This is a genomic window from Calothrix sp. 336/3 (assembly GCF_000734895.2).
GTDB lineage: Bacteria > Cyanobacteriota > Cyanobacteriia > Cyanobacteriales > Nostocaceae > 336-3.
The window spans coordinates 6,014,081-6,034,048 of record NZ_CP011382.1; the positions used below are offsets into that span (position 1 = coordinate 6,014,081).

Sequence of the window (19,968 nt, forward strand, 5' to 3'; positions counted from 1 at the left end):
ACCTAACCAATAACTACGCTGCTATTTTGCGTCTTCGGGGACGTAAATTCACAAACGGAGAGAGAACTAATAAACCAGGGAAGAAGAAAAACACCAAGAAGTACATAAAAGCACGTTCGATGGAACCTGCTGTGTACCAGCGTCCTTGGAGATAGAACAGCACGAGTACTGGAATAACTAATAAATATGCTCCAGCCAAAACCAGGTACAACAGGGGTACCAGCAGTGCCACATTATTGAGTATTACATCCAGCATAAATTCTTGCTCAAAATTTAGAAAAGACAATGCATGCATTTTCCATCATAGGCTGAACCTGGGACGAAATTTGCGATTTAAGATTCGAGATTTTAGATTCTAGCCATAAGTTCAATATCCCCTTTCCGATAAACTGAGAAACAAAGCTTGATTTAAGATACCTGAGAAGAGAGGATAAACAATGACTTGGACAAAAGTACTGGCTGCGGATGCACTCACACCCGGTGGCAGAGAAGTGGTAAAAGTTGGCGATCGCAAGATTTTAGTTCTCAACCACCAGGGGCAATTATACGCTGTGGATAATTCTTGCCCTCACATGAAATTGCCGATGAAAAAGGGTAAAATTACTGAGGATGGAGCCATCGCTTGCCCTTTCCATCGCAGTGTTTTTGACCTACGTACTGGTGAAGTAAAAAACTGGACACCATTTCCCCCAGTTGTAGGTAAAGCCTTAGGAATGATTTCTCCAGAGAAAGCTTTGCCTGTGTTTCCTACCCGTGTGGAGGAAGGTAGTATTTGGGTGGATGCTTAGGTGTTTTCCTAGAACATACGGAACACTGCCCAAATCAAAAATAAGACAAAGCTATCGAAAATCAAAGTTGCGATTAATTTTATCCGTCTGCTGCGACTAACTTCCATTCCAGAGAGGAAGAAACGCAATAGTAACCAGAGGGAATACAGCTGTAGGGGAAAAAAGATTAAACCGATAACTGCTGAACGAAATGCTCTATCTAGTAGTTGCTCTGCGGGAGTGAGATATTCACTGATGTCATCATCCCTGTCATCCCAAATATCTTCCATCTCTAACTCTGTATTTTCCCTGACTGGTTCTACGGGAATCGTTAATATATCAACTGCCCTATCTACATCTGATTGTAAAACTTTTAACTTAATCCAACCCACCGCCACGGTTAAATGCCATGCAGTGGTTGCGGTTTCATTATCTGCGAGAAAAGCTTTGACACCACTGGTTTCTAGTTGATGCTTGGCTAACTCTGCATCAATATAATTGTTATAGGTGGCGATCGTCATCAGCTTGCTGCTCATGGTGGGAATTCAGTCTTAATTAGGAACTTTGTTTAAATTAATGCATTGTATCTAGATACATCCCTGAGTCACCACATTTCCTGATATTTTGTTAGATATTTTTATGCATATTAATACGCAGAAGTCAAGTAAAATGCTGTGGGCAAGGGCGTTCGCCACACCGGCAGAAGAATTTCCCTTGACTCCCCTATCAGTAATTTCTGGGAAAGTTCCCCCCGGTTTACGTGGTTCTCTTTACCGCAATGGAGCGGGGAGACTAGAACGGGGTGGTATTTCCGTGGGACACTGGTTTGATGGAGATGGGGCAATTCTGGCGGTACACTTTACTGATGCTGGGGTAAATGCTACCTACCGCTACGTACAAACTGCCGGGTATCAGGAGGAAAACCAAGCAGGGAAGTATCTTTACGGCAATTATGGGATGACTGCACCGGGTGCGATTTGGAATCAGTGGCGAAAACCTGTGAAAAATTCTGCCAATACCTCAGTGTTAGCGCTTCCTGACAAATTACTGGCACTTTGGGAGGGAGATAATCCCCATTCTTTGGATTTGCAAACCTTAGAAACCTTCGGTTTAGATAATTTGGGGGGATTAACTCCAGGTATACCCTATTCAGCTCATCCCAAAATCGATGGGGAGACGGGAGAAATTTTTAATTTTGGTATTAGTCTTGGTAAAAATGCCACACTGAATCTGTTTAAAAGTGATGTCACGGGCAAAATTATCAAAACAGGAAAAATTACCCTAGAAGGATTTCCAGTAGTTCATGATTTCGTCTTAGCTGGGAGATATTTAATCTTTTTTATGCCTCCCGTACAGATAAATGTATTGCCAATCATGTTGGGAATTCGTAGTTATAGCGATTGTATGCAATGGCAACCCCAATTAGGCACAAAAATCTATGTTTTTGATCGAGAAACTTTCGATTTAGTTAGTCAGGGAGAAACAGAACCATGGTTTCAATGGCATTTTGCCAATGGTTATTTAGGTGAGCAAGGAACAGCGATTATTGATTTTGCCAGATATCAAGATTTTCAAACCAATCAATATCTCAAGGAAGTGGCAACGGGAGTCACCCAAACTCTAGCAGAAACAACCTACACGAGAATATCCTTAAATCCCCAAACTGCAAAAGTTGAGCAGATAGAAAATATTATCAATCGTACCTGTGAATTTCCCATAGTTCCTCCACAAAATGTCGGTAAATATTCCCATCACACTTATTTTTCCATTGCACGTCAAGGTACGGATATTAGTCAGGAAATATTAAACGCGATCGCCACCTTTGATCACCATACCCAAACCCTTACAGAAGCCAATTTTATTACTGGTGAATATCCCAGTGAACCGATATATGTTCAAGATAGGGAAAACCCGGAAACAGCTTGGATATTAACGGTGGTTTATGATGGGAATCACCATAGTAGTCAGGTTTGGATTTATGATGCAGCTAGACTTGATGTTGAACCTACTTGTAAATTACAGTTACCCCAGGTAATTCCCCACAGTTTTCATGGTACTTGGAAACAAAATTGATATGGTACAAATATCAGAAAAAATCTATTCTCCGATAGAATATCTAGAGTTAGAAATTAACTCGGAATTGCGTCATGAATACATTCAAGGAAAGATTCGAGAAATGACAGGTGGAACACCTAATCATAATCAAATAGCTCTCAATGTTAGTAGTACATTAAATTTTGCGTTAAAACGTCAACCCTACCGAGTCTTTGTCACTGATCAACGTCTGTGGATTCCGGAAGAGAATATTTACACTTATCCAGATGTGATGGTGATATCCGAACCTTTAGAATTACAACCGGGGAGAACAGATACTGTCATCAATCCTTTAATGATTACAGAGGTACTTTCAAAATCGACTCGTAGCTATGACGTAGATGAAAAGTTTTCCGCATACCGTACTATTCCCAGTTTTCAAGAATATGTCTTAATTGATCAGTACAAAGTTCATGTGTCACACTTTTACAAAAAAGAGAATAATCAGTGGATATTTTCCGAATACATTGATAAAAATCAGGTGTTACCCCTAGCTTTTATCCCATTGTAAATTTCCCTACTTGATATTTACGATAAAGTTAATTTCGATACGCTTGAATAACTCTGGGTGTTTGGTTATGATTCGTTGGTTTGCTTCATCTACCCTTGCGCGAATTGGAATATTTGCAAATATAACTGTCGGTAGTTTGACAATTGGATTCTTACCTGTACTAGTAACCTCTCCATCTCTAGGTGCAGAAAGATTAACTCTATCCTATGGAGTTTTGCAACGTTCAATTTCCATCGATGCTTTAGATATTTATGCCAGAACAGGTAAACTAGATGATGAATTAGCTACCTATGTTCAGTATGCACCCAAGGAACAACTAGCAGAGTTTCGCAAAGCTTTATTAACTCCCGTTCCTCTCAAGACATTAGAAATATCTCAATTTTTATATACACCCACAGGGGAAAGACTATTAAAGAGAATATCAGAAATTATTCAGGGTGAGTCGCCCACAAATAAACAGATTCAGGGAATTCGAGCAGCGCTAATTTTAGCAAGTGCAGATAAGGAAGGATTAACCCTCTTAAACCTATTGCATAAATTCCCATCACGGGAAATGTCTATTAACCTTGCCAAATGCTTAGATTTGGTAGGTGCATTTAATAGTTTAATGAATCAAAGTCAGGGAGCGATCGCCCAAATTAATCAAGAATTTCTGGAGAAAGTTAATAATTCCTCCCTCGCAACCAATTCCTTCCCCCTAGATTTACGCAAGGGAGGTACTTTTAGTTGGGAGCAAAAAAGCATTAAATTAAGCAGAAATAGCGAGCGCATTTTTCCAGTAGATATTTATATCCCTGAAAGTACCACACCCCGTCCAGTAATTATTATCTCCCATGGACTCGGCAATGATAGAAGTAGTTTCGCATACTTGGCAAAACGTTTAGCTTCCTATGGTTTCGTGGTTGCAGTACCTGAGCATCCAGGAAGTGATAACAAGCAACTTCAAGGTTTATTATCAGGAATCTCCTCAGAAGTAACTCCCCCCCAGGAATTCATCGAACGTCCTTTAGACATCCAATTTCTCTTAGATGAGTTAACCAGACTGAATCAATCTAATGATAGAAATTTTCGTCAACGTTTCAACTTGCAACAAGTGGGTGTGATTGGGCAATCCTTTGGCGGTTATACAGCTTTAGCTCTGGCAGGGGCACCTCTCAATTTTACCAAAATTCGTGCTAGTTGCCCTCCTAGTGATAACTCTTTAAATATTTCCCTGCTTTTGCAATGTTTAGCAGTCAGACTAGAGCCTAAAAATTATAACTTGACAGACTCCAGAATCAAAGCCGCGATCGCCATTAACCCATTGACTAGTGTTGTCATGGGTAAAGAAAGTCTCAATCAAATCAAAATACCCGTGATGCTGGTTTCTGGAAGTATTGATACTGTTACTCCTGCACTTCCTGAACAAATCCAACCTTTCTCATGGTTACAAACTCCATCGAAATACTTGGTATTAATTAATAATGGTACTCACTTCTCTACTATTCTCGATTCTCCTGATGCAAGTATTCCTATCCCAGAAGCTTTATTAGGTAAAAATCGTAGTTTTGCCCGTCTCTATGTCAATGTTCTCAGTGTTGCTTTTATGCAAAGCTTCGTTAACAATGACTCTTCCTATCAAGGTTATTTAAGTCCAGAATATGTCAATAGTGTTAGCCAAGTAGCCATGCCAATTAGTATTTTAGAACAGCGATAAACCCAAGTCATTGTTATATCTTAAATTCAGTAGGAAATATTCATTTTTATCTATGAATTGTATTGAATAAGGATATATTTACTAGAGGTATTTACAAGTAATATTTTCTGTAAAAATAGACAGTATATTGTATAATATCTGTCAAAATTTTGCCAGTTTTTTCTTTGAATTCATTGGGGAATTATCAGAAAATGCTCGATGATTTTGATTCTGTTGAAATCAAGCAAACAGCATTGAGAATTGATGGTGTTTTTCTCCCAGGTGTGTCTAAAACCCTATTTACAAGAGGAATTCCCTAGTCAGCAGTCAGGTTGTCAAGAAAGTAGCGCTATCCCAGCTAGGGTAAGATGCGAGTCATACTCAGAACTCTCTGCAAAAGTCGGGGAACTAAAGACTGATATTCACGGAAAATTTCTGACTTTACTGAAATCAAGCCCAGTTCTAGTTTATATTTATTAACCGTCTAGGTTTATCAGCAAAAACAAATTTTCATGAACGCAGCAGACGATAAAACAATTGTTAAAGATTATTTCAATTCCACAGGTTTTGACCGTTGGCAACGTATCTATGGTGACGGGGAAGTCAATAAAGTCCAGCTGGATATCCGCACTGGACATCAACGCACGGTAGATACGGTGATTTCTTGGTTACAAGCTGACGGCAATTTATCGGAATTGACTATCTGTGATGCTGGGTGTGGTGTGGGTAGTCTCAGCATTCCCCTCGCAGAAGCTGGTGCAAAGGTCTATGCCAGCGACATTTCTGAGAAAATGGTAGAAGAGGGTAGGGAAAGGGCGGTAAAAGTGTTAGGGAATGCTGACAATCCCACCTTTGCTGTGCAAGATTTGGAAACCCTGAGTGGTAGTCACCATACGGTTATTTGCTTGGATGTATTGATTCATTACCCCCAGGATAAAGCTGATGAGATGATTTCTCACCTTTGTTCTTTGGCACAATCACGGGTAATTCTCAGCTTTGCTCCTAAAACCTGTGCTTTGACTATTCTCAAGAAAATTGGCACATTTTTCCCTGGTGCAAGTAAAACTACTCGTGCATATTTACATCGGGAAGCGGATGTGGTGAAGATTTTAGAAAAGAATGGTTTTACGGTTCAGCGTCAAGCTTTAACTAAGACTCGTTTTTATTTCTCTCGTTTGCTAGAAGCAACTCGTAGTGAAGGGGATACAAACAAATAAATTATTTTATGTGGTTGGGTAAGCAAGAACACTTACCCAACTGCAAGGAATATAAATACCCGTGCCATATCTAGAATTTGAGGCAATTTTAGATTAATAATTGACCGATTTATGCAGTTATTAACATTACTTTTCTAGCTCAACAAACTAGATATTTGTTAATATTTCGGCAAGGTGAGCAGGACGGGATATGTGGGGGCAATGTCCTCCTGGCATTTCTATCACATCAATACCTAGACGCTTCGGTGGTGCGTAGCGTGACCATTCAGAGGAAAATATTTGGTCATGGGTACAGAAAATATATTTACAGTCAATATCTGGGAAATTTTTCAAGGGATTATCTTCAAAAATATATGCCATTGATTTTTGAGGACGGCTATTTGAGAGTGCCCATTCGATAATATCCTCTTGGCAATCTTCATAAAAAAATTCCCTCAAAACTGCCTGATCGGAAAAGTCTTTACCAATAGAAACTGCGTTAAAAATTAGAGGCTCATCACGAAACTTTGCGAGTAAACTTGGCTCTTTTGCTGTGTAATTGAATGATTTCAGGGTCTCAGTATCAAGATGATGGGCAAATTGGTCTAGGGTGCTAATTCCTGGGGAAGGAATAAGGGCAGTGAGAAATATTAACTGACGGACTTTTCTCGTTTCTGCTACTAGGGGAATCACGGTGCCAGCCATGGAGTGACCAACTAGGATAATATCATCATCAGTTTTTGGCAGTGCTTGGAATACGACATCCGCGAATTGCGATAAACTTGCAGATGCATCTTCAATTGGTAAATCAACTGCGATTGTTTTGTGACCCTGGGCTTCTAAGTAAGGAATTAATAAATCCCAGCACCAAGCTCCTTGAAAAGCGCCATGAACTAGACAAAAAAGACTCATAGGAGAAATCGATAGTAAGTGCTTTGCCAACTGTGATAGAGAAAAATAACTGGACTGGGAGAAATTATCTCCGAAAGTGAAATTTTCACCTGACTCTGAAGTGATAAGAATTGTGTGTTAACCTATCTGCATTTCCGGTATTTAGGTGTTAACGATGACAAAGGTACGGATTGGGTTATTATTTGGTGGTCGTTCTGGAGAACATGAGGTATCGATTAAGTCAGCCAAGGCGATCGCCACTGCTTTAGGGACTGGTCAAAATCATGATAAATACGAAATACTACCATTTTACATTCAAAAGGATGGACGCTGGTTAGGTGGAGATATTCCCCAGCAAGTTTTGCATACTGGTAAACCCCTGACTGAATCCAAGACAATCCAGGAAAATAGTCCTCAATCTCAAATGAATTACTGGCAATTTCCTGCCCAATTCGGGGAAGTTGATGTTTGGTTTCCTGTTCTCCATGGACCTAACGGGGAAGATGGCACAATTCAGGGTCTGTTAACTTTAATGCAATTACCCTACGTAGGCTCCGGGGTTTTAGGTTCCGCTTTAGGTATGGATAAAATCGCCATGAAAATGGCATTTGCCCAAGCTGGAATTCCTCAAGTGAAATATAAAGCTGTCACCCGTGCCCAAATTTGGTCAAATCCTTGTGTTTTCCCAAAATTGTGCGATGAAATTGAGGCAGAGTTGGGTTATCCTTGCTTTGTTAAACCTGCCAATTTAGGCTCTTCTGTGGGAATTGCCAAGGTGCGATCGCGCTCAGAATTAGAAGCAGCTCTGGATAATGCTGCTAGTTATGACCGTCGTATCATCATTGAAGCTGGAGTTATTGCCCGTGAAGTTGAATGCGCTGTACTGGGTAATGACCAACCTCAAGCCTCTGTTGTCGGTGAAATTACTTTCAGTAGTGACTTCTATGACTACGAAACAAAATATACAGAAGGTTTGGCAGACTTAGTAATTCCCGCAAACCTCCCCGCAGAGATTACCCAGAAAATTCAAAAAATGGCAGTGGCAGCTTTTGCAGCTGTGGATGCTGCGGGTTTATCACGGGTGGATTTCTTCTATGTGGAAGCAACGGGAGAAGTTTTAATTAACGAAATTAATACCCTACCAGGTTTCACAGCGACAAGTATGTATCCCCTGCTGTGGCAACATAGCGGTGTCGCTTTTACGGAATTAGTTGATCGACTGGTGCAACTAGCTCTCGAACGACATTCTACTGTGGAAAGATAGATAGAGGGCAGGAAGGAGTGAGGTGTATTTTTTCTTTCCCCCTTCCACTATTCCCCATTTAAGTTATCAATATTACTGTTGTTTTGAACATAAATAGTTTTGAGGTTTTGGTCAGTCGATAACTTCGCTACAAATTATCAAAAACTCTCTACGGATACGTGATGCTTAACTCCTCCGGTACAATCAAAAGCCTGAGGTACAAATCTGAGAGTAAGTTTATGGAAAATCATCAGAATGTACAGCATCAAGAGTCCCAATTAGACTCTCAGGCAAGCAGTTCTAAGCTGCTGAGTCTGCGGAGCTTAATACTTTACCTATGCCTGCGTAGTCCCTGGTTGCTTTTAGTGGCACTACTCTGTGGCTTTATCGGTAGTGCGACCTTTGCTGTGTGGAGTTTAGGCTATGTCGGGCGTGTTGATCAACCGGAACCGGAAGTCATCCCTGTGGAAATTGTGCCATCTAATCAGGAAAATCCCCCATCAGGTAATCCTTTACCACTGTGGATGTTAGCCGCGATCGCCATTAGTTGTGCTAGTGGTTGTCTAATTATCTTTAAACTGATTAATAATCTTTCTCGACCAAATTACAATTTCCCAAAACGTAGACCAAGTAATTCTTCTCTAGAACCACGTACACCGAAACAATTACCTGTTTTTGCCCCCACACCTGTAGTGAAAACATCAGCTAAAACACCTGTCAAAATACCAGCTAAAGCACCTGTCAAAACATCTATTCCCCTGCCATCCTTGAAAAAAGCAAATGTTTCCCTGACTTCCTTAAATACACCATTACCAAAGAAAATCAAAATTTCCCAACCCCAAGAATCTCTCGCAGATGTCTTAGATTTACGTAAACAAAATTCCTTACCTGGAATTCTACATAAATAGACTTCTAACATTTGACATTCTTCATGGGTGAAAATAACCGCAAAAATAACTCAATAATTTTTCGCTCATCACTTTTTCCCAAATAATTAAGAAATGTAAATTTTTATATTCATACTTCATGTACTTGTCTGCCATTTTGTAAAAGATAATTGATATTAGTTGTCAAATCACTTCTGAAGGTAAGACACTGGAGTCATAGAGTTATTCCGTTATCATCTGAGGAAAGTTATCCCCAGGTAGTAACAAAAATATCTTTAAGAATTCCCCATAAGCAATTATCTCTGCGTATCCGCGTATGAACGCTGTTTCTAGCTTCGGATTTAACCGTCCATCATGGCAAAACATTGTCATTCTGACCCTAGGCTTTTGGCTAAGTGCTAGCCTGCTCTTAGACTGGGTAATTATGCCAAGCTTATATGTTTCCGGTATGATGACACAACCAAGTTTTGCTTCCACTGGTTATGTTCTATTTTGGAATTTTAACCGGATTGAATTACTTTCTGCTGGTCTAGTTCTCACTGGTGTTTTAGCAGCTAGCAAAAAACACTCCCAGTGGTTGGGAAGTGATATCTTTCTCTCAGTCTTACTATTAGCTGTAGTTCTAGTTGATACCTATGGTTTAGCCCCAGAAATGTCGGCTTTAGGGATGAATTTAAATCTGTTTCAGTCAGCAACTAAAGTATCTGGTCAAATGGATATGTTCCATTGTAGTTACTGGATATTGGAAAGTATTAAATTGTTTGCGAGTAGTTTCTTGTTATGGCGATACTCTCGTCGCCAAATTCAGACTTCCTAATGATTTCTGGAATATTTTGACCGAAATCCTTTTACCTAAAACCCCAACTTATTACCAAAGCTGGGGTTTTGCCAATTAACCAAACCTACCACCGACATAATCTGCGGTTTGCTGTTTTGCTGGTTGGTTAAATACAACCTCTGTTTTATTAAACTCTACCAGTTCACCCAAATACATAAATGCTGTGTAATCAGACACTCGTGCCGCCTGTTGCATACTGTGGGTGACAATTAAAATGGTAACTTGGTCTTTTAACTCAGCAATTAAATCTTCGATGCTGGAGGTAGCAATCGGGTCTAGGGCTGATGTGGGTTCATCGAATAAGATAATTTCTGGGTCTGTAGCTAAAGCGCGAGCAATACAAAGACGTTGTTGTTGACCACCGGATAGATTACTACCTAAATCATGCAACCTGTCCTTAACTTCATTCCACAAAGCTGCTCCGCGTAAAGCTTTCTCGACCTGTTCGTCAATTAAGCGTCGTCTATTTTCTCCGCGTACCCGCAAACCATAGGCTACATTTTCATAGATAGATTTGGGAAAGGGGTTAGGTCGCTGAAACACCATGCTAATTCGCATCCGGACTTCGATGGGGTCTACTTTTTGACCAAGGAGGTTGATTCCTTCTGGTTCTAAGGCAATTTCCCCACGATATTTGTTACCGGGATATAGGTCATGCATCCGATTAAAACAACGTAGCAGAGTCGTTTTGCCACAACCGGATGGTCCAATTAATGCCGTGACTTTCTTATCGTACACGGGCATATTAATATCTTTTAAAGCGTGGACTTTACCACCGTAGTAAAAATTAAGATAGTTGACGGCAGCTTTAATTGTTTGTCCTTGGTGGGTGGAAAATGTTGTTTCTACCATGTAATATTTTTCCTGAGTTGATAACGAAGATAGATAGCGATCGCGTTCATCGCTAAAGTCATGACAACTAGTACCAAACCTGCGGCTGCGGCGTTGGCTTGAAATTCTGGGTCAGGAACATCAGTCCATCGGTACATTTGAATTGGCATCACCGTGTACTGAGAAAGCAGAGAATCGGGTAAAAAGGCAATAAATGCCACAGCTCCCACCACAATCAGAGGAGCAGTTTCCCCAATTGCCCGCGAAAGTGCCACAATAATTCCCGTGAGAATCGTCCCAAAGGAGTACTTGAGAACGTGATCCCAAGTTGTTTGCCACTTAGAAGCACCACAAGCATAAGCTGCTTCCCGGATATTACTAGGAATGGCACGAAGGGCTTCACGAGTAGCAACAATCACTACTGGCAGAATCAGTAAAGCTAGGGTAAACCCAGCAGAAGCGATACTTTGCCCTAACTTAAAAGTATAAACAAATACTCCTAAGCCGAGCATTCCGTAAATAATCGAGGGAACTGCTGCGAGGTTAGCGACATTAATTTCAATTAAGTCAGTAAACCAATTTTTTCTGGCATATTCTTCTAGATAGATACCTGATGCAATCCCGATGGGAATGGCACTTGCAGCAGTCACCAACATCACTAAAAGACTTCCCACCCAAGCTGCCAAGACACCTGCTTGGTTCGCATCTGTGCTGGCAAAGGAAGTGAAAAACTGCCAGTCGAGACGGGGTAAACCGTCCATAGCTAAATCAAGAATGAGAAGTGCTAGGACTAAAATGGCAAAAACCATTGACGATAAGCCAATGATGCTAAAAATAAAGTCAGAGCGTTTATTGCGGGCGATAGTCTGGCGAATTTTCTGAATATTTTGTTGACTTGTCATTTCATCTGGGTGATGGTTACTAGGTGATGGGTAATGGTTTGGTAGCAATTTATGAAAATTCTGATATTTTTTCTGTAGAGGTAAATCCGATTGCTAAACCTTACCCAGGTAATTTGATGATGAAAGTGAAATTATATTTGAGATAAAGCCTCAACTCCCCTTGGCTTTAACATCGGAAAGAACCCGACATATTAATAGGTTTCGCGGTAACGCTTAGTTAGCCAATGACCGATGATATTAAATATCAAAGTCATGATTAGTAAGGTAAGTCCCACCGCAAAAATAGTTTCGTAATCTAAAGTTCCATAGGCAACATCACCCTTACTGACTTCCACAATGTAGGCTGTCATAGTTTGCCCTGGATCCATGGGGTTGAGGGTTAAATTTGGTTGCCCACCGGCAGCGATAGCCACAATCATTGTTTCCCCAATGGCGCGAGAAATCCCTAAAATATAAGCTGCGGAAATCCCTGATATTGCCGAGGGTAAAATCACATTAACTGCTGTTTGAAAGCGTGTAGCCCCCGTAGCATAGGAACCCTCACGGAGATAATTAGGCACAGAGCGCATCGCATCTTCACTGAGAGAGCTAATGTAAGGAATAATCATCACACCCATCACCAATCCAGCACTCAACATACTCGCTGCGGGTAGAGCAGGCAACACAACTTGTAAAATAGGGGTGACAAATAATAGGGCAAAATAACCATAAACTACCGTGGGAACCCCTGCGAGCAATTCCAAAGCGGGTTTTACCACTTCTCGCACCCTGGGAGGAGCAAATTCACTCAGATAAATTGCGGCGATCGTCCCTAGGGGAACTGCGACAAACAACGCTACTAATGTGGTGACTAATGTGCCAGATACCAAGGGTAAAATCCCGACTTGGGGCGGTTCAAAATTAGGTGCCCAAGTTGTACCTGTAATAAAAGCCCAAATACTTGTGAGAGTTTCCCCGATAGAAACTGTTTGATTAGTGAGTTCCTCAACACTGACACCCTGACTTGCTGCTAAACGATGCAGGGCTAAATTCTGGAAGAATTTTACAGATTCTAGTAATAGGGTGCCGACAATTCCTACAGTGGTAGCGACTGAAGAAAATGCTGCGATAAATAAGATAAATTCAATAATTTTTTCCCGTACATCCCGTAATAATTTTGGGGATAGTTTATTTACTTGAGATTGCTTTGATGATGTTATTGCCATGATTCTCCCAAAGGATGGATTGACATAAAAATGTAAATCCCTTGTGGAAAAAAGGTCGAACTTAATCGGAAATTAAGCTATATTTTTCCTCTTCTCCTATTTGTTCACAAATGCTGCTGAGAATTTGGATGTGGTGAAAAAGCCAAGGATAACGCAGGTATATAAACCCTGATATCATCCTTTAGCTTTTTCCGTTTACCTATGCAAAATAATTAGTCTTTCGGTGTAGCGAGCAATTGAGCAACGGTTACACCAACCTTTTCATCACCACCAAATACGGAGCCAGTTTGCTTTTTGTTGAATCTGTTCAACAGGGCACTGTAAGCATTACCTGGTAGGGAAACTTCCTTCACGGAACCCACAATTTTTGCCCCATTCTTCATATAGTATTGGACAAATTGCTTCACTTCTGGCTTGTCAGCAGACTTGGCATTCACATAAATAAAGATAGGACGAGACAGGGGAGCGTATTTTCCACTCTTAATAGTTGCTTCTGAGGGTAATACACCGTTTACTGCTACTGCTTTGAGTTTGTTTTTGTTTTGTGCGTAGTAGGAATAACCAAAATAGCCAATGGCATTTTTATCACGGGAAACACCACTTACGAGGGAGTTATCATCTTCACTCGCGGTGAAATCGGGACGGCTTTGTTTTGATTTGCCGTTAATGGCTTCGGTAAAATAATCAAAAGTACCTGATTTTGTACCAGGTCCAAATAGCTTTAGGGGAGCATTGGGGAATCCAGAGCGAATCTGGTTCCAATTGTTAATTTTGCCTTGGGCTGCTGGTTCCCACATTTTCTTGAGTTCAGCTGTTGTTAAGTTTTTTGCCCAGTTGTTTTGAGGATGCACCACTACTGTGATGCCATCATAGGCAACAGGAAGCTCAATATACTTAACACCAGCTTTTTTACAAGCGTCAATTTCCTTTTTGAGGATAGGACGAGATGCGTTAGAAATATCGGTTTCGCCACGGCAGAACTTTTGAAAACCACCGCCAGTACCAGATACACCAACAGTCACGCGCATTTTTCCACCAGTACTCTTTTGGAATCCTTCAGCCGCAGCTTGGGAAATCGGGAAAACTGTACTGGAACCGTCAATTTTAACAGCTGCACCTTGAGATAACACCGCAGGCATAGATGCACAAAAAGTTGCCGCAGTCAATGTAATCACACCTATCGCTGACAAGCGACCTAACTTCAAGTTGACTTTGTTCACGGGAATACTCCTCTCTAGACGCGCAGTTCCGTAATACCACTCCAAGAGGAAGGATAATTTCGCTAGGTTAAAAACTGGTAAAGATATAGTTGATTTTAGGTTAAAAAAAATCTTTTTTAGGTTATGTGATGATGATAAATATCACCAAACAGTACGAAAAATTGCGGTTATGGATTGAATAAAACAAATTACAGAGACTTATGGAGATTTTTGTCTAACTGTGGATTTTTCTATGGAAAATATAGCTTTTGTGCCATACCTTAAGCTAGATTCGCCGCGATAACACTGAAGTTACACGAGTGGCGATCGCTAAAATACCTGTTTATCTATATACAAGTAAATATACGGATGCAACCCTTGAAGGCAGTTTTTTTTGATTGCAACTTCGGAAAATTTATCTCGAAAAATTTAATATCAAATTATCAAATTAATTTAAATTACTCAAAAAATAAATCAATCAAGAATGCAGCTAGATTCATTAACTTGTTTAAATTTGTATTAAATTAGTAAATTTATCTCAACTTTTATCGATATTTTACCGATAAGTAACGATTTTGTTATTGTCAAAAGAATTTGTAGATCAGATACAATGATTACCAAATAGCTTTCTGGTATGTATGTCGGTATTAAACACAGTTATTCAGGTTGAACATTTAAGTATTTCTTATCCTAAGCTGCCTGTAATTGCAGATATCTCTTTAAATATATATCAAAATAAAGTTACGGCAATTGTGGGCGCGAATGGTTCAGGAAAAACGACCTTTCTCAAATCGCTGAATCGGATGCATGAACCCGATGCAAGTATGGAATTATCGGGAAAAATAGAGTGCTTTGGCAAAAATATTTATGATAGAAAAGTAAATTTGTCTCGATTGCATCGTCAAATTAGTTTTATTTCCACAATTCCCCACCTTTTCCCTGTGAGCATTTATGAAAATATTGCCTATGGAGTAAAATCTGCGGGTTGGCATTCTAAATCAGAGACTGACAGAATTGTCGAAATAGCTATCAAAAATGCAGGTTTGTGGCATGAAGTCAAAGATAAACTACATAAACCAGCATTGAACCTATCAGAGAATCAACAACAAAGACTGTGTATTGCCAGAGCATTGGCAACTCAACCCCGTGTTTTACTCATAGATGAACCTCATTCTGCTCTCGACGCAGCAATGATGGATAAAATGGCAGAACTAATTAATCATCTCAGAAGTTCATTAACAATTGTTTTTGTCACTCGTAATTGGCAACAGGCAACTCGGATTGCTGACTATATTGCCATATTTCACCAGAATGAAAAGCGTATCTGTCAAACGGTAGAGTTTGGTACAACTTCTCAAATTTTGACAAATGCCATGGATACCCGTACTAGTCGGATACGTGACTATGTTTCTTTATGATGTGTATATAATAAGGAGCAGACAACAGGGAATAGGGAAGATAATTTCTCTTGTAATGGGAGCTGAGGGACTGAAAAATATACAAATATTCCCAAATACCAGCCTAGTACGGTTATCCCTGGTGCTATAGATTAGGATTTTTACCCGAAAATTTTCAATAACTAATCATTAACTTTCAATTCTAGATTATTGCTGAGGAAAGAACAGAAAAACCAGATAAACAGGCACAATAACCAAAGAAGTAAGCTGTTGAGCTGGATTTTCACGATTTATGAAAATTGCTCATATCCATTTTTATGTAGATGACGCTCACCTTTGGGCAAATTGGTTTGTTCAGTACCTCAATTTTAGTAGGGTAGATAATTATCCTAGATATTTTTCCTTGCCATGGGAGGAAATTCATACCAAAACAGAAGTAGTCTGTAGTGGTTCTGTTTATTTTTTACTCTCTTCTCCTGTCTCACCCCAGAGTCGGGTTGCAGAGTATCTATCTCATCATCCTGCTGGTATTGCTGATGTGGCTTTTGTCGTGGAAAACTTAGAAGCTGCGATCGCCCGCGCCGAAAAACACGGAGCGAAAATATTACAGCCAATTCAACAATATCAACAGCATCATACCTGTATTCATTGGTGCAAAATAGCGGCTTGGGGTTCTCTGACTCATACCTTGATAGAATACGCCACACCCTTAGAAAATATTACACCGATACCCTCCTCGGCGGTAAATTCTATCGATCATATTGTTTTGAATGTGCCCGCAGGGGAATTAAATTCTGCGGTAGATTGGTACGAAAAGGTTCTGGATTTTTATCCACAGCAAGTATTTAACATTCAAACAAAACGCTCGGCGTTACACAGTCGAGTCATGCTATCTAGCTGTGGTACGGTGCAATTTCCCATTAATCAACCTGCCACACCAAACTCGCAAATTCAAGAATTTCTCGACTTAAATCGGGGTGCAGGAGTACAGCATATTGCCTTACATACCCAAAATATGATTAGAGCGATCGCCCAATTTCGCAGCCAGGGTTTACCTTTCTTGTCTGTACCCCCAACATACTATAGTCAACTGGCACAACGCCCCCAATTACCCCTATCTCCAGAGGAAATTCGCGCGATCGCCCAACAGGAAATCTTAGTAGACTGGAATACCAATAAACCAGAAGCCATACTGTTACAAATATTCACCCAGCCAATTTTCCCCCAACCAACCTTCTTCCTCGAATTTATCGAACGACGTTACCAAGCCCAAGGTTTTGGGGAAGGGAATTTCCAGGCACTGTTTGAAGCTATGGAGAGAGAACAAATGAAACGCGGAACTTTGTAAATCTTCGTAAAACTATTGCCTATCCTCTAATTAGTATTTCCTAACACAGTCATCAGATATTCAAAACTTGTACCCAACCTTTTCTGAGTTAGATTGTAAATAAAATTTACAATACTCATCAATGTTAAGAATTATTACAGATTTTGATGGTCCGATTATTGATGTTTCCGAGCGTTATTATCAAGTTTATTTACTGTGTTTAACAAAAATTAGCAGAGCAGACCAAGAGATTCGCCAATTAACAAAAACAGAGTTTTGGCAATTAAAGCGATCGCGCACACCAGAAACCCAAATTGCCATTCTTTCTGGTTTAGACGCAACCCAAGCCCAAGAATTCTCCCAATTACGTAAGCAAACAGTACATACCCAACCCTACTTTGAATACGATATATTGACTCCAGGGGCAACAGATGCGCTGTCAAAAATTCAACAAATTGGTATTGATTTAGCAGTCATGACAATGCGTCGAGTCAGGGAGCTAGATTACGCCTTTGAAAAATACGGTTTAGGAGAATTTTTCCCGGAAAATCGGCGTTATTGCTTGAGCAATGACTACGTGAAAACTCGTGATGTCGATGATAAACCCCTACTAATGGCGCGAGCTTTAGCAGAATTACCTCCAGCGATCGACACCTGGATGGTAGGAGATACAGAAGCAGATATTACTGCCGCTAAACAACATGGAGTGAAAGTGATTGCAGTGGAATGCGGTATCCGCGATCGCCAGCAGCTAGAATCCTTTCAACCAGACTATATAGTGCCCAATTTAGGGGCTGCCTTAACCTTGGTTCTCGAACAATCTTTACAGTTAATTTAAAAAACCTGCGGTAATGGGTAAGTGTGATTACTCATTACCACCAGAAATCACTTCAAGAAACTACTAATCAGCCACATCAAAACAAAAGTGATCACCGTCGAAAATTGATTCTCAGTCAGGCTGAAAAACTGCTGTATTGATGGCAACGCCAAATTAGCCATTAAACCACCAGCAATTAAGCCAATAACTAAACCTAGCAGTGTAAAGAGAACAGAGCGCCCAAATTTTGCCTCCTTGCGATTCAAGAAGAATATACTTACCGCTCCACCCACAACCAGAGCTAGCTGCAATATTGCATCCCCCCCTGCTTGGTAAAATACGCTAATAGCACTCAATCCCAAAAACCAAGCTCCAGGTAGGAAAATATCACTCAGAGTCGGTTTGTCTAATATATTTTGTAACCAGGCTGGGGAATGCTGGCGAGGTGCAGGGTTCTCCTTAGGAACTGCCTGTACCAAGCGTTCCGGGAAACGAATCCTTTCTGGAACTTTAATTCTGCCCTCTTGACGCATTCGCAAGCGCTCCATCAAAATCGCGTCATAGGCGACTTCAATCATTTCCAACAGCTTGGTATCGCCACTATGTTGCTCCAGTAGGCGATTGCGGACATCTTGGATTTCATCGAAGCTAGCATCTTCTGACACCCCAAGTTTTTCGTAGGGACTTTGATCGCTCATGGAAGTTTTAGTTAATATAGCTGATGTCGGCAGCAGTTTTTGTGTAAGAAAAAATAATTTGAGATTTTATAATCAGTCGAAACTATCTGTTCAGCCGATTTTTTATCTTACTTGGATGGTAACATGGGTCGAGAAAATCGACTTGGTGGTTCTAACTATAGCCACTTTAACATATTGCAATAACTCCGTGTATCCCCTCATGCCGTTCATCCATTCTAGCCCTACTCTAGAATTTGAGTTAGAAATACTTACAAGGCGTTTTATGAAAAAATTATCTTTTCTTTTGTCGATTTGGCAACTTACCGTACCTTAAAAAGTCTTAAACTTTAGTCACCCTAGAATAGTTTGTGTCATTTAGTCACATATCGATTTAAAATTAGAGCGTTGAAAATACCAAATGACCGAGGTAATTAAGGTATCCTAATTTACTCGTCTCTGCGGTTAGAGTTCTCAGCGTCTACCCTGTCTGATAACCTTAACAAGGGTTTTCAAGCTTATACGTTGAGTCAAAGGGGTGCATAGTAGAATACTTACACCTAACTGCCAATTATCATAACCCACCGAAGATTGGCATTATCAGAAGTTATGGTGTGAATTTTGTAACTTCTTGTGCTTCCCTGAAAAATCGCGCTCTGATCGCGTTCCGTCTATTAATCCATATGAGTTATTGTGCGAAGTGATGGTCATGGCTCCTGCCAAGGTTCTTGTAGTTGATGACGACCCTGCGGTTCGTAATCTAATCCAACGATTTTTGATGAGGCAAAGCTATCAGGTAGAAGCTGCCGAAGATGGTAAAACTGCCCTCGCTCTCTTTGAGCAATTTAATCCAGATTTGGTGATTCTTGACGTTAATCTACCAGACGTAATTGGGTTTAACCTCTGCCAAGAGATGCAAAGCCGTAACGGTGTTTTTGTATTAATGTTGACTAGCCGTGCCGACGAAGCGGACAAAATTCGTGGCTTTTCTAAGGGCGCTGATGATTATCTGACTAAACCCTTTGGTTTAGGTGAGTTAGAAGTCAGAGTCGCTGCGATTCTCCGTCGTCAACGGGTAGTGACAACTGCCGAGCAAAAACGCCTTGTGTTTGAAAAGCTGATGATTGATCCAGTACGCCGTGAGGTGACACTGAATAATCAACCTGTACCTTTAACTGCTCTTGAGTTTGATTTATTACATTTTCTCGCCAGTCATCCTGGAAGAGTTTGGCGACGGGCTGAACTGATCCAAGAAGTTTGGGATTATGAATATGTTGGTGATCAAAGAGTTGTGGACGTACACATTGGTCAAATTCGTAAAAAAATCGAAGTTGATGCCAGTCAACCCGCATTAATTCAGACTGTGCGTGGTGTGGGGTATAAATTTGAATGCCCAGTTCAACCACCTCAACCGGAAAAAGCTCCTGTATAACTAAATACTCAATGATTTACAGGGGTGAAAGTCGTCAGACAAGAGAAAGCAGAAACTTGTTTTTTATTTGTCAATGGTGCGC

Annotated in this window: 21 protein-coding genes; 13 read left to right on the forward strand and 8 right to left on the reverse strand. The window is 40.4% G+C overall.

Going from position 1 to position 19,968, the window contains the following annotated elements:
- Nucleotides 1-13: 13 nt before the first annotated feature.
- Nucleotides 14-226, reverse strand: a complete 213-nt coding sequence (ndhL, locus tag IJ00_RS25145; RefSeq protein WP_035159608.1) for an NAD(P)H-quinone oxidoreductase subunit L — start codon at nt 224-226, stop codon at nt 14-16.
- A gap of 211 nt (nt 227-437) precedes the next feature.
- Here ndhL and IJ00_RS25150 point away from each other — a divergent pair, with 211 nt between their 5' ends.
- Nucleotides 438-788 (forward strand): Rieske (2Fe-2S) protein, encoded by a 351-nt coding sequence (locus IJ00_RS25150; RefSeq protein ID WP_035158026.1) that lies wholly within the window; start codon nt 438-440, stop codon nt 786-788.
- A gap of 8 nt (nt 789-796) precedes the next feature.
- Here the strand turns inward: IJ00_RS25150 and IJ00_RS27280 are convergent, their stop codons facing one another.
- Complete coding sequence (locus IJ00_RS27280) at nt 797-1,303, reverse strand: DUF2007 domain-containing protein (RefSeq protein ID WP_082127395.1); 507 nt, start codon at nt 1,301-1,303, stop codon at nt 797-799.
- Nucleotides 1,304-1,406: 103 nt separating this feature from the next.
- Between IJ00_RS27280 and IJ00_RS25160 the strand changes: the two genes are divergently transcribed.
- The 5 genes from IJ00_RS25160 to bchM all read left to right on the forward strand — a co-directional run bounded on the left by IJ00_RS25160 (nt 1,407) and on the right by bchM (nt 6,264).
- Nucleotides 1,407-2,840, forward strand: a complete 1,434-nt coding sequence (locus tag IJ00_RS25160; RefSeq protein WP_035158027.1) for a carotenoid oxygenase family protein — start codon at nt 1,407-1,409, stop codon at nt 2,838-2,840.
- Between the two features lies 1 nt (nt 2,841).
- On the forward strand, nt 2,842-3,372 hold the full coding sequence (locus tag IJ00_RS25165; protein WP_046815063.1) for a Uma2 family endonuclease: 531 nt from the start codon (nt 2,842-2,844) through the stop codon (nt 3,370-3,372).
- Between the two features lie 67 nt (nt 3,373-3,439).
- Nucleotides 3,440-5,068 carry an alpha/beta hydrolase gene (locus IJ00_RS25170; protein WP_082127396.1) on the forward strand — a complete coding sequence of 543 codons (1,629 nt, stop codon included), beginning with the start codon at nt 3,440-3,442 and terminating at the stop codon, nt 5,066-5,068.
- A gap of 191 nt (nt 5,069-5,259) precedes the next feature.
- Nucleotides 5,260-5,367 (forward strand): DUF2887 domain-containing protein, encoded by a 108-nt coding sequence (locus IJ00_RS27965; RefSeq protein WP_082127397.1) that lies wholly within the window; start codon nt 5,260-5,262, stop codon nt 5,365-5,367.
- A gap of 192 nt (nt 5,368-5,559) precedes the next feature.
- Nucleotides 5,560-6,264: a magnesium protoporphyrin IX methyltransferase gene (gene bchM / locus IJ00_RS25175; RefSeq protein WP_035158028.1), complete on the forward strand. Its 705-nt coding sequence runs from the start codon at nt 5,560-5,562 to the stop codon at nt 6,262-6,264.
- Nucleotides 6,265-6,411: 147 nt separating this feature from the next.
- Here the strand turns inward: bchM and IJ00_RS25180 are convergent, their stop codons facing one another.
- Nucleotides 6,412-7,155, reverse strand: coding sequence for an alpha/beta fold hydrolase (locus IJ00_RS25180; protein WP_035158029.1), 744 nt, complete (start codon nt 7,153-7,155; stop codon nt 6,412-6,414).
- Nucleotides 7,156-7,309: 154 nt separating this feature from the next.
- Here IJ00_RS25180 and IJ00_RS25185 point away from each other — a divergent pair, with 154 nt between their 5' ends.
- From IJ00_RS25185 to IJ00_RS25195, 3 genes are all read left to right on the forward strand, one after another.
- Nucleotides 7,310-8,398 carry a D-alanine--D-alanine ligase family protein gene (locus IJ00_RS25185; RefSeq protein ID WP_035158031.1) on the forward strand — a complete coding sequence of 363 codons (1,089 nt, stop codon included), beginning with the start codon at nt 7,310-7,312 and terminating at the stop codon, nt 8,396-8,398.
- A 218-nt stretch (nt 8,399-8,616) separates the two neighbouring features.
- The gene (locus IJ00_RS25190) at nt 8,617-9,285 is read left to right on the forward strand and encodes a hypothetical protein (protein WP_035158033.1); all 669 of its coding nucleotides are present in this window, start codon (nt 8,617-8,619) and stop codon (nt 9,283-9,285) included.
- Nucleotides 9,286-9,580: 295 nt separating this feature from the next.
- A complete protein-coding gene (locus IJ00_RS25195; RefSeq protein ID WP_035158034.1) occupies nt 9,581-10,081 on the forward strand; it encodes a membrane protein in 501 nt (166 codons plus the stop codon).
- A gap of 75 nt (nt 10,082-10,156) precedes the next feature.
- Here IJ00_RS25195 and pstB read toward each other — a convergent pair whose 3' ends face one another.
- The 4 genes from pstB to IJ00_RS25215 all read right to left on the reverse strand — a co-directional run bounded on the left by pstB (nt 10,157) and on the right by IJ00_RS25215 (nt 14,260).
- The gene (gene pstB, locus IJ00_RS25200) at nt 10,157-10,954 is read right to left on the reverse strand and encodes a phosphate ABC transporter ATP-binding protein PstB (RefSeq protein ID WP_035158036.1); all 798 of its coding nucleotides are present in this window, start codon (nt 10,952-10,954) and stop codon (nt 10,157-10,159) included.
- Nucleotides 10,948-11,835: a phosphate ABC transporter permease PstA gene (gene pstA, locus IJ00_RS25205; protein ID WP_035158038.1), complete on the reverse strand. Its 888-nt coding sequence runs from the start codon at nt 11,833-11,835 to the stop codon at nt 10,948-10,950. Before pstA ends, pstB begins: the two co-directional genes overlap by 7 nt.
- Before the next feature lie 191 nt (nt 11,836-12,026).
- A complete protein-coding gene (pstC, locus tag IJ00_RS25210) occupies nt 12,027-13,040 on the reverse strand; it encodes a phosphate ABC transporter permease subunit PstC (protein WP_201782653.1) in 1,014 nt (337 codons plus the stop codon).
- A gap of 212 nt (nt 13,041-13,252) precedes the next feature.
- Nucleotides 13,253-14,260, reverse strand: a complete 1,008-nt coding sequence (locus tag IJ00_RS25215; protein WP_035158039.1) for a PstS family phosphate ABC transporter substrate-binding protein — start codon at nt 14,258-14,260, stop codon at nt 13,253-13,255.
- A 617-nt stretch (nt 14,261-14,877) separates the two neighbouring features.
- On the opposite strand from IJ00_RS25215, the gene IJ00_RS25220 reads away from it, so the two are divergent.
- From IJ00_RS25220 to IJ00_RS25230, 3 genes are all read left to right on the forward strand, one after another.
- The gene (locus tag IJ00_RS25220) at nt 14,878-15,657 is read left to right on the forward strand and encodes a phosphate ABC transporter ATP-binding protein (protein ID WP_035158040.1); all 780 of its coding nucleotides are present in this window, start codon (nt 14,878-14,880) and stop codon (nt 15,655-15,657) included.
- A gap of 271 nt (nt 15,658-15,928) precedes the next feature.
- The gene (gene hppD / locus IJ00_RS25225; protein WP_035158041.1) at nt 15,929-16,984 is read left to right on the forward strand and encodes a 4-hydroxyphenylpyruvate dioxygenase; all 1,056 of its coding nucleotides are present in this window, start codon (nt 15,929-15,931) and stop codon (nt 16,982-16,984) included.
- Between the two features lie 121 nt (nt 16,985-17,105).
- On the forward strand, nt 17,106-17,801 hold the full coding sequence (locus IJ00_RS25230; RefSeq protein WP_035158042.1) for an HAD family hydrolase: 696 nt from the start codon (nt 17,106-17,108) through the stop codon (nt 17,799-17,801).
- A gap of 47 nt (nt 17,802-17,848) precedes the next feature.
- Here IJ00_RS25230 and IJ00_RS25235 read toward each other — a convergent pair whose 3' ends face one another.
- A complete protein-coding gene (locus IJ00_RS25235; RefSeq protein WP_035158044.1) occupies nt 17,849-18,478 on the reverse strand; it encodes a CPP1-like family protein in 630 nt (209 codons plus the stop codon).
- A 685-nt stretch (nt 18,479-19,163) separates the two neighbouring features.
- Here IJ00_RS25235 and IJ00_RS25245 point away from each other — a divergent pair.
- Nucleotides 19,164-19,886, forward strand: a complete 723-nt coding sequence (locus IJ00_RS25245; RefSeq protein WP_035158048.1) for a response regulator transcription factor — start codon at nt 19,164-19,166, stop codon at nt 19,884-19,886.
- Nucleotides 19,887-19,968 lie beyond the last annotated feature (82 nt).